Annotated in this window: 13 protein-coding genes and 6 tRNA genes; 15 read left to right on the top strand and 4 right to left on the bottom strand. The window is 64.0% G+C overall.

Annotated elements, in window-relative coordinates:
• The first annotated feature begins 9 nt into the window (after nt 1-9).
• Both FA87_RS12010 and FA87_RS12005 read left to right on the top strand, forming a co-directional pair.
• Nucleotides 10-618 carry a DedA family protein gene (locus tag FA87_RS12010; protein ID WP_036112032.1) on the top strand — a complete coding sequence of 203 codons (609 nt, stop codon included), beginning with the start codon at nt 10-12 and terminating at the stop codon, nt 616-618.
• Between the two features lie 29 nt (nt 619-647).
• A complete protein-coding gene (locus FA87_RS12005) occupies nt 648-1643 on the top strand; it encodes a peptidoglycan DD-metalloendopeptidase family protein (protein ID WP_043698053.1) in 996 nt (331 codons plus the stop codon).
• On the opposite strand, the gene panE is transcribed toward FA87_RS12005, so the two are convergent.
• From panE to FA87_RS11990, 3 genes are read right to left on the bottom strand one after another with little or no spacing between them, the layout of a single operon-like run.
• Complete coding sequence (gene panE, locus FA87_RS12000) at nt 1636-2565, bottom strand: 2-dehydropantoate 2-reductase (protein WP_043694778.1); 930 nt, start codon at nt 2563-2565, stop codon at nt 1636-1638. The genes FA87_RS12005 and panE overlap by 8 nt on opposite strands.
• A 5-nt stretch (nt 2566-2570) precedes the next feature.
• Entirely contained in the window at nt 2571-2948 is a 378-nt protein-coding gene (locus FA87_RS11995; protein WP_043694775.1) for an Mth938-like domain-containing protein, read from the bottom strand.
• Between the two features lie 5 nt (nt 2949-2953).
• Entirely contained in the window at nt 2954-3250 is a 297-nt protein-coding gene (locus FA87_RS11990; RefSeq protein ID WP_036112039.1) for a YhbY family RNA-binding protein, read from the bottom strand.
• Nucleotides 3251-3334: 84 nt separating this feature from the next.
• Between FA87_RS11990 and rlmE the strand changes: the two genes are divergently transcribed.
• The 9 genes from rlmE to FA87_RS11945 all read left to right on the top strand — a co-directional run bounded on the left by rlmE (nt 3335) and on the right by FA87_RS11945 (nt 8566).
• Nucleotides 3335-3985, top strand: coding sequence for a 23S rRNA (uridine(2552)-2'-O)-methyltransferase RlmE (gene rlmE, locus FA87_RS11985; RefSeq protein ID WP_036112043.1), 651 nt, complete (start codon nt 3335-3337; stop codon nt 3983-3985).
• Nucleotides 3982-5910, top strand: coding sequence for an ATP-dependent zinc metalloprotease FtsH (gene ftsH, locus FA87_RS11980; protein ID WP_197056479.1), 1929 nt, complete (start codon nt 3982-3984; stop codon nt 5908-5910). Before rlmE ends, ftsH begins: the two co-directional genes overlap by 4 nt.
• A gap of 185 nt (nt 5911-6095) precedes the next feature.
• Nucleotides 6096-6172: transfer RNA gene (locus tag FA87_RS11975), tRNA-Arg, on the top strand.
• Nucleotides 6173-6317: 145 nt separating this feature from the next.
• Nucleotides 6318-6394, top strand: a tRNA-Pro gene (locus FA87_RS11970).
• Between the two features lie 24 nt (nt 6395-6418).
• Nucleotides 6419-6495: transfer RNA gene (locus tag FA87_RS11965), tRNA-Arg, on the top strand.
• A gap of 14 nt (nt 6496-6509) precedes the next feature.
• A tRNA-His gene (locus FA87_RS11960) sits at nt 6510-6586 on the top strand.
• A gap of 28 nt (nt 6587-6614) precedes the next feature.
• A tRNA-Lys gene (locus FA87_RS11955) sits at nt 6615-6690 on the top strand.
• A 94-nt stretch (nt 6691-6784) separates the two neighbouring features.
• On the top strand, nt 6785-8437 hold the full coding sequence (locus FA87_RS11950) for a phosphoethanolamine--lipid A transferase (RefSeq protein ID WP_052191330.1): 1653 nt from the start codon (nt 6785-6787) through the stop codon (nt 8435-8437).
• A gap of 44 nt (nt 8438-8481) precedes the next feature.
• A tRNA-Leu gene (locus tag FA87_RS11945) sits at nt 8482-8566 on the top strand.
• Between the two features lie 73 nt (nt 8567-8639).
• On the opposite strand, the gene FA87_RS11940 is transcribed toward FA87_RS11945, so the two are convergent.
• The gene (locus FA87_RS11940) at nt 8640-9926 is read right to left on the bottom strand and encodes an MFS transporter (protein WP_239709168.1); all 1287 of its coding nucleotides are present in this window, start codon (nt 9924-9926) and stop codon (nt 8640-8642) included.
• Nucleotides 9927-10119: 193 nt separating this feature from the next.
• Between FA87_RS11940 and soxR the strand changes: the two genes are divergently transcribed.
• From soxR to clpX, 4 genes are all read left to right on the top strand, one after another.
• The gene (soxR, locus tag FA87_RS11935) at nt 10120-10554 is read left to right on the top strand and encodes a redox-sensitive transcriptional activator SoxR (protein WP_036112049.1); all 435 of its coding nucleotides are present in this window, start codon (nt 10120-10122) and stop codon (nt 10552-10554) included.
• A gap of 141 nt (nt 10555-10695) precedes the next feature.
• Complete coding sequence (gene tig / locus FA87_RS11930; protein WP_036112052.1) at nt 10696-11988, top strand: trigger factor; 1293 nt, start codon at nt 10696-10698, stop codon at nt 11986-11988.
• A 49-nt stretch (nt 11989-12037) separates the two neighbouring features.
• On the top strand, nt 12038-12670 hold the full coding sequence (clpP, locus tag FA87_RS11925) for an ATP-dependent Clp endopeptidase proteolytic subunit ClpP (protein ID WP_036112054.1): 633 nt from the start codon (nt 12038-12040) through the stop codon (nt 12668-12670).
• Nucleotides 12671-12775: 105 nt separating this feature from the next.
• Nucleotides 12776-14071 carry an ATP-dependent Clp protease ATP-binding subunit ClpX gene (gene clpX / locus FA87_RS11920; RefSeq protein WP_036112057.1) on the top strand — a complete coding sequence of 432 codons (1296 nt, stop codon included), beginning with the start codon at nt 12776-12778 and terminating at the stop codon, nt 14069-14071.
• The last annotated feature ends 16 nt before the right edge of the window (nt 14072-14087 follow it).

Below are 14087 nucleotides of genomic sequence, written 5' to 3'. Positions count from 1 at the left end.
AACCGCTGAATGCGGATGTTTTCATCGCTCTACGAGCGCGCCATCGTCTGGGCACGCCATCGTCACGCGGTCCGCTACCTCGCGGGACTTTCGTTCGTCGAGGCCTTCATCTTTCCGGTGATGCCCGAGGTGATGCTCGCGCCGATGATGCTGGCCGAGCCGCGCAAGGCTTTCCGCCTCGCTAACTGGAGCCTGCTGTTTTCGCTGCTGGGTTCGCTGGTCGGCTACATGCTCGGCCACTACGCCTTCGAAGCGCTGAAGCCGCTGCTCGAGTCGATGCACCTCCTGGCGCCCATCATGACGGGCGTGGGCAACCTGCAGAAGGACATGGAGGCGCACTCGTTCGGGCTGTACATCGTGCTCGCCATGGCCGCGTTGCAGCCCGTGGTGCCGATGAAGTTCGTCACCTGGGCCTCGGGCATCGTCGGCGTGCCCCTGCTGCCTTTTCTGCTGTGCATGCTGATCGGTCGCGGCAAGCGCGTCTGGCTGCTGGCGCTGCTGATCCGCATCTTCGGCGAGCGTGCCGAAAAGATGCTCCGCAAACACATCGAGTGGATAGGTTGGGCTGTTATCGTGGCGGTCGTCCTCCTGGCCGTCTGGTGGTTCCTGTTGCGATGAGTGACCGAGAAAGGAAATCCGCGATGCTCATGACCCGTCCGCTGGCCCTGGCCGTCGTGCTGGGCATGGCTGTGGCTCTTTCCGCCTGCGCGCCGACCCGTACCGTGGTCGTGACCCGCTCACCGGGTGGTTACGGTCCGGCGCACGCCGCCACGTCGCCGTCGCCGCCTCCGGGTGGGAGCTACCGCGTCGTCAAGGGCGATACGCTTTACAGCATCGCATTCCGGAACAAGGTCGATTTCCGCGATCTGGCCGGCTGGAACGGTATCGCCTCGCCGTACACCATCTGGCCGGGGCAGGATCTTCGCCTGTCGCCGCCAGGCCATGAGAATGCACCGGCTCCGTCGCACGCCGCTCCGCCGGTGGTCGTTGCCGTGCCGCCGCCTGCCGGGCATCCGGCGCCGGCTTCACCGCCACCGCCCGTGCAGCCGACCAGGCCCGCCTTCGAGAATGTGACCGCCGCCGAGTCGGCTCCGCCGTCCGTGCCGGCGCCGGCGACGACCACCAATACGCCGGTGGTCGTGGCGGGTAAGCCTGGTGAGTCGCTCGTGCCTCCGGCGCCGACGCCTTCCGCTCCCGCTGCCGCTCCGGCGCCGGTCGAAAACCCGCCGGCGGCCACGCCGATCGTCACCAGCGGCGCGACGCGCAGTGCGGGCGGCATCAACTGGCGCTGGCCGGCCGACGGTACGCTGATCAAGAAATTCGCGTCGGGCGATGCCATCCCCGGCATCGAGGTCGCCGGCAAGTCGGGCGATCCGGTGCGCGCGGCCGCCGACGGTGTCGTGGTGTATAGCGGCAACGGACTGGTCGGTTACGGCGAGCTCGTCATCATCAAACACAGCGACAGCTTCCTCTCCGCCTATGGGCACAACCGGAAGCGGTTGGTGAAGGAAGGCGAGAAGGTGAAGGCGGGGCAGTCGGTGGCCGAGATGGGCTCGTCGGGTGCGACGCGCGACGAACTGCAGTTCCAGATCCGGCGGGATGGCAATCCGGTCGATCCGTTGCAGTATCTGCCGGCTAAGTAGGGCGCCTTACCTCGTACGCCTGGAGGTGCGCGAACGCCACCTCCAGCATCGGCGCGGCGATACCCGCATCCCGCGCCCGCGTCAGCATGTCGCCGACGATGTGATCGGCTTCCACCTGCTGCCCCGACTCCAGGTCGCGCAGCATCGAGGCCGTCAGCGGTGAGCCCTCCTGCGTGAGCGTCTTCCAGGCGAACGAGCGTGCGGTGTCGGGCACGGCATGGCCCGAGGCGCGCGCCACCATCAGGCACTCCTCGTACATGCGCTCGATCAGCTGGCGGCCGTCGTTGGTGGCGACGATGTCGCCGATGCTTGCGCGGAACAGACAGGTCGCGCCGGCGAGCGTCGTCAGGAAGGAGAACTTCGCCCACATGTCACGGTGGATGTCCGTCGAGTGAGCGTGGTCGACCCCGGCCGCGGTAAAGGCCTGTGCCAGGGCCGCGCAACGGTTGTCATGCGCCTGGCCGTCACGTTCGCCGAATGTGACCGAGGCGGCGTTGCCGAAGTGCAGAACCTCGCCGTGCGGACCCTTCGCCGCGCTGATGAAGCAAAGTCCGCCAATGACGGCGTCCGGCCCGAAGCGCCGGTCGAGCGTCGGGTAATGCGCCAGACCGTTCAGGATCGGAAGGAGGGCGGTCCGGGGACCCACGGCCGGATCGATGGCCTCGATGGCGGAATGCAGGTCGTACGCCTTGCAGGAAAGCAGGACGATATCGAACGCGCCCGCGTTGCCGACCGTTTCGGCGGTGACCGTTGCGACGTTCACCGTCGCGTCGCCGAGCGGGCTGCGAATCACCAGTCCCTGTTCGCCCAGTACGCGCTCGCGCTCGGGGCGGACGAGAAAAGTGACATCGGCGCCGGCCTGTGCGAGCCGGCCCCCGAAGTAACCGCCGGTCCCGCCGGCGCCGAGGACCAGGAGTCGCATGGGGTTCAGACCTTGGGAAGGATGAAGGCGGCCAGGACCTTGCGGCCCTCGCCAGCCAGCAGGCTGTAAGTTCGGGCGGCCGATCCGTTGGTCATGGCTTCGACGCCGATACCTTTCTTCAGCAGTCCCGCCATGAAGGCGGCCGGCGGAAACACCTGCCGCTCGCCGGTACCGAGCAGGACGAGTTCGGGGCCGAGGGCGACGAAGGTCTCGACATCGTCGGCGGTGAGCTGGCTCGCGTCGCTCACGGCCCAGTCCTCGACCACCCGTTCTGGCGTCAGCAGGAGGCTCGTACGGAAGTCGCGGTCGACCACGGTGACCGTGCCGGGGCCAACCCGGCGCACGAACAGGTACTCACCCGGGTGTTCGAACGAGAGATCCATGGGCTTTACCGGGGCAGGGCGAGCTTCGGATCCTGTTCGTTACGGCGGAACAGGACGACGATGTGGCCGATTTCCTGGACGTTCTCGGCGCCAGTCTGGCCCGACAGGAAGGCGATCTGAGCCTGGCGCTCGTCCTTGTCGCCGCCGGAAAGCTTCACTTTCACGAGCTCGTGGATATCCAGGGCCTGGGCGAGCTCCTTGGCGACGGCTTCGGTCGCGCCCTTGTTGCCGAGCAGGATGACCGGCCGCAGGTCGTGGGCGAGGCTACGGAGATATCGGCGCTGTGTAGGGGAAAGCGACATTGCGTTCAGGTTCGATGTGCGGCGGATAGGCGGCAAAGGGTATCATGCAAGGCCCGCTCCTTATTAAGAATCCGGCAAAAGCCCATGGCACGCAGCAAGACCAGCTCCCGTTGGCTTAAAGAGCACTTCGACGATCCTTACGTCAAGAAGGCTCAGGCCGAGGGGGCGCGTTCGCGCGCCATCTACAAGCTCGAAGAACTGATCGAGCGCGACCGCCTGATCAAGCCCGGCATGACCGTGGTCGATCTGGGCGCCGCCCCGGGCGGCTGGTCGCAGCTGGCCCGGCAGCGCCTGGGCGACACCGGCAAGGTCATCGCCATGGACATCCTGCCGATGGCCAGCCTGGCCGGGGTCGAGTTCATGCAGGGCGATTTCCGTGAGGAATCGGTCCTGCGCGAGTTGGAATCCATGCTTGGCGGCCAGAAGGTCGATCTTGTCCTGTCGGACATGGCCCCCAATATGTCCGGTGTGGCACTGGCGGATCAGATCCGCGCGATGGACCTTTGCGATCTCGCCCGTGAGTTCAGCCTCGAATGGCTGAAGCCGGGCGGGTCGTTTCTCGTGAAGCTGTTCCAGGGCGTGGGATTCGACGAGTACCTCAAGACCTTGCGCGCTGACTTCAGTCGCGTGACGATGCGTAAACCGAAAGCCTCCCGCGCACGTTCGCCGGAGGTGTATGCACTGGCGACCGGACTGAAGTCCGCGACCCGGCAACCAGGCGAGAACCGCGCATGAATGAGATGGCAAAAAATCTGTTGCTCTGGCTGATCATCGCGGTGGTCCTCCTGACCGTGTTCCAGACCTTCAACCCGCACGGCGGATCGTCACAGGACATGTCCTACACGACCTTCGCCCAGCAGGTCGATAACGGGAACGTCGCCAGCGGCACCATTACGTCGACGGCACCTCCGACCATCACCGGCAAACTGAAAGACGGCGGTTCCTACCGCACCGTCGTGCCGGTGGTCGGCCTGTCGACCAGCGACCTGGTCAAGCAGATGCGCGACAAGGGCGTCGAGCTGCGCCAGGAGCCAGCCGATAACGGCTTCTCCCTTCTGGGGCTGGTCTTCAACTGGCTGCCCATCATCATCTTCGTCGCCGTCCTGATCTGGTTCATGCGACAGATGCAGGCCGGCTCGGGCGGTCGCGGTGCCATGAGCTTCGGACGCTCCCGCGCCAAGCTTCAGGGCGAGGACCAGGTCAAGGTCAACTTCACCGACGTCGCTGGCTGCGACGAGGCAAAAGAAGAGGTGGGCGAGCTGGTCGAGTTCCTCCGCGACCCCGGCAAGTTCCAGAAGCTGGGCGGCAAGATCCCCCGCGGCGTGCTGATGGTGGGTCCGCCCGGTACCGGTAAGACGTTGCTGGCCAAGGCCATCGCGGGCGAAGCCAAGGTGCCGTTCTTCTCGATTTCCGGTTCGGACTTCGTCGAGATGTTCGTCGGCGTGGGCGCGAGCCGCGTGCGCGACATGTTCGAGCAGGCGAAGAAGCACGCTCCCTGCATCATCTTCATCGACGAAATCGACGCCGTCGGTCGCCATCGCGGCGCCGGCATGGGCGGCGGTCACGACGAGCGCGAGCAGACCCTCAACCAGCTGCTTGTCGAGATGGACGGCTTCGAGGGTACCGAAGGCATCATCGTCATCGCCGCCACGAACCGTCCCGACGTCCTCGATCCCGCGCTGCTGCGTCCGGGCCGTTTCGACCGCCAGGTGGTGGTCGGCCTGCCGGACGTGAAGGGTCGTGAGCAGATCCTCAAGGTCCACATGCGCAAGGTGCCGACAGCGGCCGATGTCGAAGCGATGGTCATCGCGCGCGGCACGCCCGGGTTCTCCGGCGCGGACCTGGCCAACCTGGTCAACGAGGCCGCCCTGTTCGCGGCGCGCGAGAATGCCCGCGAAGTCCGCATGAGCCACCTCGATCGTGCGCGCGACAAGATCCTCATGGGCTCCGAGCGCCGCTCGATGGCCATGAACGACGAAGAGAAGAAGCTGACCGCTTACCACGAGGCCGGCCACGCCATCATCGGCCGCCTGGTGCCCGAGCACGATCCTGTCTACAAGGTCACCATCATTCCGCGCGGTCGCGCGCTCGGTGTGACCATGTATCTGCCGGAAGGCGATCGCTACAGCATGAACAAGGTCGCGATCGAATCGCAGCTCTGCTCTCTGTACGGCGGTCGCGTCGCGGAAGAGGTCATCTTCGGCCACGACAAGATCACCACCGGTGCTTCCAACGACATCGAACGCGCCACCAAGATGGCCCGCAACATGGCCACCAAGTGGGGCTTGTCGGACGAACTCGGTCCGGTGATGTACGGCGAGGAAGAGGACGAGGTCTTCATCGGTCGCTCCGTCACGCAGCACAAGAGCGTCTCCAACGAGACCGCGCGCAAGATCGACGAAGTGGTCAGGACGATCCTGGATCGCGCTTACGCGCGCAGCAAGGACCTCCTGACGACGAACATCGACAAGCTGCACCGTATGGCCGAAGCACTGTTGCTCTACGAGACCATCGATGCGCGCCAGATCGACGACATCATGAATGGTCGTGAGCCGGGTCCGCCGGCCGACTGGCAGAAGCCGGGTTCGACCCCGCCGCCACCGCCGCGCGACGCGGGTCCGGCACCGGACAAAGTCGGTAAACCGGCGACGCAGCTGTAAAAGAGAAGGGCGGCCCATGGCCGCCCTTCTTCATTCGGACGGCTATTTGAACTGCGTGTTACCGATTCGAGAAAAAAAGATGCAGAAAAGGGTTGACGCACAGCTCCGATATCTGAATAATTCCGCTTCTCGACACGGCGCCAACGCTTCGCAGCGGAAGTCGCCGGGTTAAAGGTTTAAAGTGTGCGCCCGTAGCTCAGTTGGATAGAGTACCAGGCTACGAACTTGGTGGTCGGGAGTTCGAATCTCTCCGGGCGCACCATCTTTAAGCGGTAAGCCGGCGCGGTACATGCGCGACGGTAGCGGTAGTTGAAAGTGTGGTGTGTTCATACGGATTGACGGGCTTGAGTTAGACCCGTAACATTTGAAGGCTTCACCCCGGGTCATCGGGATGCAGCTTAGAAGTTCGGGGTATAGCTCAGTCTGGTAGAGCGCCAGCTTTGGGAGCTGGATGTCGGGGGTTCGAATCCCTCTGCCCCGACCAATTGGCGTTCTACGTACAGTGCCTGCGCCTGTAGCTCAACCGGATAGAGCATCGGCCTTCTAAGCCGACGGTTGCAGGTTCGATTCCTGTCGGGCGCGCCAGATCGTGTTTTATGGTGGGCGTAGCTCAGCTGGTTAGAGTACCGGATTGTGATTCCGGATGTCGTGGGTTCGAGTCCCATCGTCCACCCCACTTTTAGTGTGGTTTGCAAGTTTAAAACGGGCCGTTAGCTCAGTTGGTAGAGCAGTTGACTCTTAATCAATTGGTCGTAAGTTCGAATCTTACACGGCCCACCAATTTGAATCAGGCACTTAGAGAAATCTAGGTGCCTTTTTCTTATGTGCGATATTTCATGTGCTCGCGACTGTCTCGGGCCAGGATGGATACCCGATGATCATTCAAGACCAGCCGTCTCAGCGCCGGGCTCGGCGAGCGCTACCGGCATGGGCGCTCGGCGCCGTGGTCGCCGTGTACATCCTCGCCGTGCTGAATCGTGGCTTGTGGACGGAGCTGCACGCGGCTCTGGCAGCATCGCAGGGCATACAAGGATTCTGGGGTCTCAGTGTGACAGTTTGCTGTCGGCTGGTTGGCAATCTGGTTCTGACGCTCGCCCTGGTCATGTGGCCGCGTATCGGTAAAGCGCTGCTTGCGCTGCTGATCGTTATCTCCGCCGCGAGCGCCTTTTACGCCGACACCTTCGGCGTGCGGCTCAACGAAGAAATCATCCAAAGCATTTTCGAGACGCAGCGCGCCGAAGCGATGGCGATGATCACAACTGGATCGGTGACATGGATCGCGCTGTTCGGCGTGCTGCCCGCCGTCCTCGTTCTGCTCGTGCCCGTGCGTTTCATGCCAGTCTGGCGAAGCCTCAGCTGGCGTGCCGTCATCGTGCTGGTCGCCGCCGCGCTGATGCTCGTGCCGCCCATGTTGATGGGTCGCACCTACGTCTACTTCGAGCGTAATCACCGCACGATGTACGAGGTCTTCAATCCCTACGCGGCACTCAGCGGCACGTTTCACTACCTGCAGCGCGATGTGTTCCGTCGCAAGAGGGTGATGGTGCCGATCGGCACCGACGCGACGCTGCCGCCAACGGATGCGTCCGTCGCTCCGCGCAAGCGTGTTGTCGTGCTGGTGGTGGGTGAGACGGCGCGCGCGGAGAATCAGTCGCTGCAGGGTTATGCGCGCGACACCAATCCCGAGATGAAGCGGGCGGGCGCGATCTATTTCAGCGATGCGTGGTCGTGCGGCACGGCGACGACAGTGTCGGTCCCCTGCATGTTCTCGGACATGACGCGCGCGAAGTTCGATAAGCCGGTCGCCAAGTCGCACTGGAACGCGCTGGATGTGCTGCAGCATGCCGGCGTGGACGTGTTCTGGCGCGACAACGATGAAGGCTGCAAGGACGTCTGCGCCCGAGTGCCCAACGATGACCTGACCAATGCCAGGGTCGCGGGTCTGTGCGACGCGGATGGTTGCGTCGACGAAGTGTTGCTGGCGGACCTGCCTGAGCGTCTGGCGAAGATGCGCTCACCCGCGTTGCTGGTGCTGCACATCAAGGGTAGCCACGGACCGTCTTACTTCCAGCGTTATCCGGCCGCGTTCAATGTCTTCAAACCCGGCTGCGAGACCGCCGAAGTGCAGACGTGCACCTATGCGCAGACCGTGGCCAGCTACGACAACACCATTCTCTACACCGACCATATCCTTGGCCGGGTCGTGGACACGCTGAAAGCCGCGCCCGACATCGACAGCGCGATGATGTACCTGTCCGATCACGGCGAGTCGCTGGGTGAGCACGACATCTATCTCCATGGCGCGGACTGGGATACGGCCCCCACACAGCAGAAGCACATCCCGATGCTGATGTGGTTCTCACCCGGCTGGGTAAGCGACACGGGCATGCGGCTGGAGTGCCTCAACCAGCGACGCGTGCAGCCGGCAAGTCAGGACAACCTGTTCCATACCTTGCTGGGCTTCTTCGGCACGCGCACGTCGGTGTACAAGCCGGAGCTCGACCTGCTTGCCGGCTGCCGTGGCTGAGTCGGTAGACCTGCGTCCTGCGGGCGCCTAGAATGGCGCCGCGAGCGAGAGTGGCGGAATTGGTAGACGCACCAGATTTAGGTTCTGACGGGGTAACCCGTGGGGGTTCGAGTCCCCCCTCTCGCACCAGTCCGAAATTCGTTGATTCACCGGCTGGCACGATGATGGGCGATGGTTCCGCACCGATCAATGACGCCCGGGTTCACGCGTCGGCGCGCGTACGCCGCGCAACCACCGTTCCCAGCATCGCCAACACCACCGTCATCGCGAAGTTCGCCGCAAACGCCGCCACGTGCGAGACGTTGAGCAGCGCCGCGAACAGCGTACCTCCGACCGCCAGCGTCGTCGCCACCATCAACGACTCGCACAGTTGCAACGCCGAACTGTTCTTTCCCTGCTCGTGCTCCGCGGACATCGACAACGCGAGTACGGAAACCGTCCCGTAAAGCATTCCCATGCCCAGCCCGGTAATCAGCCAGCCGGCAACGGCGGCAGGCACAGGCATCCATTCGAAGATACCGAGCGACGCGACGATGCTGCCGATCACCATCAGCGCAGTGCCGCGAGTGAGTAAAGTCTGCCGTGCAATCTTCGCGTAGTGGCCCTGGTACCACGATCCGGAAAACCAGCCGATCGCGCCGACACTGATCGCAAGCCCGGACCACATCGGTGACAGCCCATGCTGCTGCGAGAACACGAGCGGAAGAAATGCCTCGGCGCCGAAGAACGCCGAAGCGGCAATGCCACGCAAGGCGACGACCGCAGGCAACCCTCTCGCAGCCCACAAGGTGCCGGGTGGCAGCAACCGGCGCCCGCAGAAGAAGAGCAGTGCGAGTGACGGCAACATCAGCGCGACAGCGAGCAGGCCGTGCTCCTGACCCGACACGAACAGCAGGCACGCTCCCAGGGACGCCCCGACCGCATTGAGCATGCGTCCCGAGGTATCCGACGGTGTGCCGGACGGCGCCGGCAGCGAGCGCAAGGCACCGCGTAACCCGAGGGCGGCCGGTAACGCGAGCAGCGGCACGGCGAGGAACACCCAGCGCCAGCCGATGTGCTCGACGATCGCTCCGCTCACCGCCGGACCGATGAGCGCAGGCACGACCCAGCCAGCTGAGAACGAGGCAAACACCTGCGGCCGCATAGACTCCGGGTAAAGGCGGCCGACGATGACGTAGAGGGCAGGGGACAGGCAGCCGGCACCCAGGCCCTGGACGAGTCGTCCGACGAGGAGCATCGGCATGTTCTGCGCCGATCCGGCGATAAGCAGCCCGATCACGAAGCCGACCAGTCCCGTCCACATGGCGGGCGCCGGCCCACGCCGATCGCTCCAGCGGCCCGACAGCGTCATGCCGATGACGCTGGTCGCCAGAACGCCACCGAAGGCGAGGGCATAGGCGCGCAGTCCGTCCAGTTCGCGGGCGACAGTCGGCATCGCGGTGGTGACGGCCAGCGCCTCGAAGGCGATCAGCGAAATCAGACAGACCATGCCGAGCGTGGCGGCGCGGTATCGCGGGCTGAGGATGCCGTCGACCTGGGGAAGGGTTTCGGCGGGAGTGAGATGGGGGTCGGAGGTTCCCACGTGCATGCTGGCTTCCTTGGGGGTGGGGAGTGTCGCATGCTTGCGCGGCGGTCCCGGAGAGGCGCAGGATGCGACCTCAACTAACGTTTAGGTCAAGTGGATGCGCGAGCTGAGTGTGGGGGAGGTGGCCAGGCGCGGCGGTGTCGCGGTGTCGGCCCTGCATTTCTATGAGCGGAAAGGGCTGATCCGGAGCCTGCGTACCTCAGGCAACCAGCGCCGGTTTTCCGCGGACGTCCTGCGCCGGATCGCGGTCATCCGGGTCGCCCAGCGGGTAGGCATCCCCCTGGAGGCCGTCCGTCAGGCCTTTGCGACACTCCCGGATGAGCGAACGCCGACGCGCGACGAGTGGGCGACGATGTCGGCGGCCTGGCGTGAGGAGCTGGAGGGAAGAATCTCGCAACTGCTTAATCTGAAAGACAAACTGGCGGACTGTATCGGCTGCGGCTGTCTTTCGCTGACGGCATGCGCTCTCGCCAATCCGGGAGACTCGCTCGCCTCCGAAGGCGGCGGCCCGAGGCGCTGGAGCCCCGGCTGATGCAGGTTGCGGCGGTGTAAGGGCAAAACGTAGAATGGGCAGTCATTTGCGGGGTTTTTCGCCGCCGGGGATCAAGGTCGCGGCGACGAGCCCGACATTCGCGGTGAATCCCATATCGTTTTAGTGGTTTCAGGAGAGGTCATGCAGGTTTCGGTTGAGAATGTCGGCAAGCTCGGGCGCAAGCTCACGGTGAAGTTCCCGGCGGAGCGCCTCGAGTCGCAGGTCAGCGAGCGCATCGCGGAGATGGGTCGCACGGTGCGTCTGAAGGGCTTCCGTCCGGGCAAGGTGCCCACCAACGTGATCAAGCAGCGCTTCGGCGCGCAGGTCCGTGGTGAGGCGCTGTCCGAGCTGATCGGCAGCACCCTGCGCCAGGCCGTCGAGCAGGAGAAGCTCCAGCCGATCGCCAATCCGTCGGTCGACACCACGGGCAACCCCGAGAACGGCGAGATCGCCTACACGGCCACGTTCGAAGTGATGCCGGAGTTCCCGGCCATCGACGTCTCGACGATCGAAATCGCCCGCCCCAAGGCGGAGGTCAAGGACGCCGACATCGACAAGATGATCGAAACCCTGCGCACCCAGCGTCGCAGCTTCGACGAAGTATCGCGCGCCTCGAAAGACGGCGACTTCGTGATGTTCGAATACGCCGCCGAAGCCGGTGACTACCGCTTCCCGGCCGAAGGTCTCGAGCGTGCCGGCAGCGTGCTGGGCTCGGGCACCCTGTTCAAGGCGCTCGACGAAGCGCTGACCGGCCGTTCGGCTGACGAAGAGCTGGTCCAGGACGTCGCCTTCCCGGAAGACTTCCGCAACCCGGAACTCGCTGGCAAGACCGCGAAGGTCACCTTCAAGATCATCAAGGTGCAGGAAGCCAACCTGCCGGCCGTCGACGCCGACTTCGTCAAGCTGTTCGGCGTGGCCGACGGCGACCTGGAAACCTTCCGCAAGGAAGTTCGCGCCAACCTCGAGCGCGAGCTCAAGGCCACGCTCATGGCCCGCCTCAAGTCCGAAGTGGCCGAGAAGCTGGCCGGCGCCTATCCGGACCTCGACGTGCCGGAACTGATGTCCGACGCCGAAGCCCGCAGCCTCGCCGCCGGCAACCTGCCGCGTGGCCAGGAGCCGAGCCCGCAGATGGTCGCCGAGGCCACTCCGTTTGCCCGCAAGCGCGTCGCCGCCGCCCTGCTCATGGGCGAAATCGCACGCAAGAACGAGATCCGGATCGATCGCAAGCGCATGGCTGAAATGCTCACGGCGATTGCCTCGACCTATGAAGAACCGGAAAAGGTCATTGAACTGTATAACGGTGATCCCCAACTGATGTCGGGACTGCAGAACCGCGTGATGGAAGATCAGGTGGCCGAGTGGGTGGCTGACAACGCCAAGTCCACCGACCAGGAACTGAGCTTCGACGAGGTGATGCGACCGATCGGCGCGTAAGCACCGATCTTCTTGCAACAGCCGGGCCCCACACGTTAGGAGAGACCACATGTCCATGGCTCCGATCCAGAATCTCAACCTGGTGCCCATCGTTGTCGAGCAGACCTCGCGTGGCGAGCGTTCGTACGACATCTATTCGCGTCTCCTCAAGGAGCGCATCATCTTCGCGGTCGGCCCGGTCGACGACTACATGGCCAATGTCATCGTCGCCCAGTTGCTGTTCCTGGAGTCCGAAAACCCGGACAAGGACATCAACCTGTACATCAACAGCCCCGGTGGCTCTGTCACCGCGGGTATGGCGATCTACGACACGATGCAGTTCGTGAAGCCGGACGTCAGCACCATGTGCATCGGCCAGGCCGCCTCCATGGGCGCCCTGTTGCTGGCGGCGGGCGCGGCGGGCAAGCGTTACTCGCTGCCGCATTCGCGCATCATGATCCACCAGCCCTGGGCTGGCGGCATCTCGGGGCAGGCCACGGACATCGAGATTCACGCCCGTGAAATCCTGACCATGCGCGAGCGTCTCAACGCCATCCTTGCCCACCACAGTGGCAAGACGGTCGAAGAGATCGCCCGCGACACCGAGCGCGACCGCTTCATGAGCGGCGCCGAAGCCCAGGCCTATGGCCTGATCGACTCGGTGCCCGATAAGCGTACCGTCGACACCGTCCGTTCGGCTTGATTTGAACGTATACGCTTGTGAAAACCGGCACTTCGCCCCTGATTCCAGGGGCGGAGTGCTGTGCTATTCTCAAAGCGCACCTGGATTCTCAGTAGGGCCCCAAGCATGAGCGACGAGCGGCAGAGCCGTTCCAACGACGGCGGAAAGATTCTTTATTGCTCCTTCTGCGGAAAGAGCCAGCATGAAGTGCGCAAGTTGATCGCCGGCCCCAGCGTGTTCATCTGCGACGAATGCGTTGAGCTGTGCAACGACATCATTCGCGAGGAACTGGAAGAAAAGGCGGCCTCCGGCCGGACCCAGCTTCCCAAGCCCCGCGAAATCATGGAAGCCCTCGACCAGTACGTGGTCGGCCAGACGCGCGCCAAGAAAGCGCTCTCCGTCGCGGTTTACAACCACTACAAGCGCATGGAATCGCGCCAGAAGAACGACGATGTCGAGCTGGGCAAGTCCAACATCCTCCTGATCGGTCCGACCGGTTCGGGCAAGACGCTGCTGGCGGAAACGCTGGCTCGCCTGCTCAACGTGCCGTTCACCATCGCGGATGCCACGACGCTGACCGAAGCCGGCTATGTCGGTGAAGATGTCGAAAACATCATCCAGAAGCTCCTGCAGAAGTGCGATTACGACGTCGAAAAGGCGCAGAGCGGTATCGTCTACATCGACGAAATCGACAAGATCTCGCGTAAGAGCGAGAACCCGTCGATCACCCGCGACGTGTCCGGCGAGGGCGTCCAGCAGGCTCTGCTCAAGCTCATCGAGGGCACGCTCGCCTCGGTGCCGCCGCAGGGTGGTCGCAAGCATCCGCAGCAGGAATTCCTGCAGGTCGACACGCGCAATATCCTGTTCATCTGCGGCGGCGCCTTCGCCGGGCTGGACAAGGTGATCCAGCAGCGTTCGGAGACCACGGGCATCGGCTTCAAGGCCGAAGTCCGCTCCAAGGAGCGCACCGAGAACGTCGGCAAGACGCTGTCGGAAGTCGAGCCGGCGGATCTGGTCCGTTTCGGTCTGATTCCCGAATTCGTCGGTCGCCTTCCGGTCGTGGCAACGCTCGACGAACTCGATGAGGCTGCCCTGGTGCAGATTCTCACCGAGCCGAAGAACGCGGTCACCAAGCAGTTCCGCAAGCTGTTCGACATGGAAGGCGCCGAGCTCGAGTTCCGCCCGGAAGCCTTGTCCGCCATTGCTCGTCGCGCGCTCAAGCGCAAGACCGGCGCACGTGGACTGCGAACCATTCTCGAACAGGTGCTGCTCGACACGATGTTCGAACTGCCGTCGCTGGAGCACGTCAGCAAGGTGGTGGTCGACGACGCCGTGATCGATGGCCAGGCCGAGCCGTACCTTATCTACCGCGGGAACCTGCAGCAGCAGAGGATCGCGGGCGAGGGTGGCGACGCCGCCTGACGTAACGGGCGTTACG

Origin of the sequence: Luteibacter sp. 9133, from assembly GCF_000800155.1 — a bacterium.
Classification (GTDB): domain Bacteria; phylum Pseudomonadota; class Gammaproteobacteria; order Xanthomonadales; family Rhodanobacteraceae; genus Luteibacter; species Luteibacter mycovicinus.
This window is presented reverse-complemented; position numbering and strand designations above follow the sequence as displayed.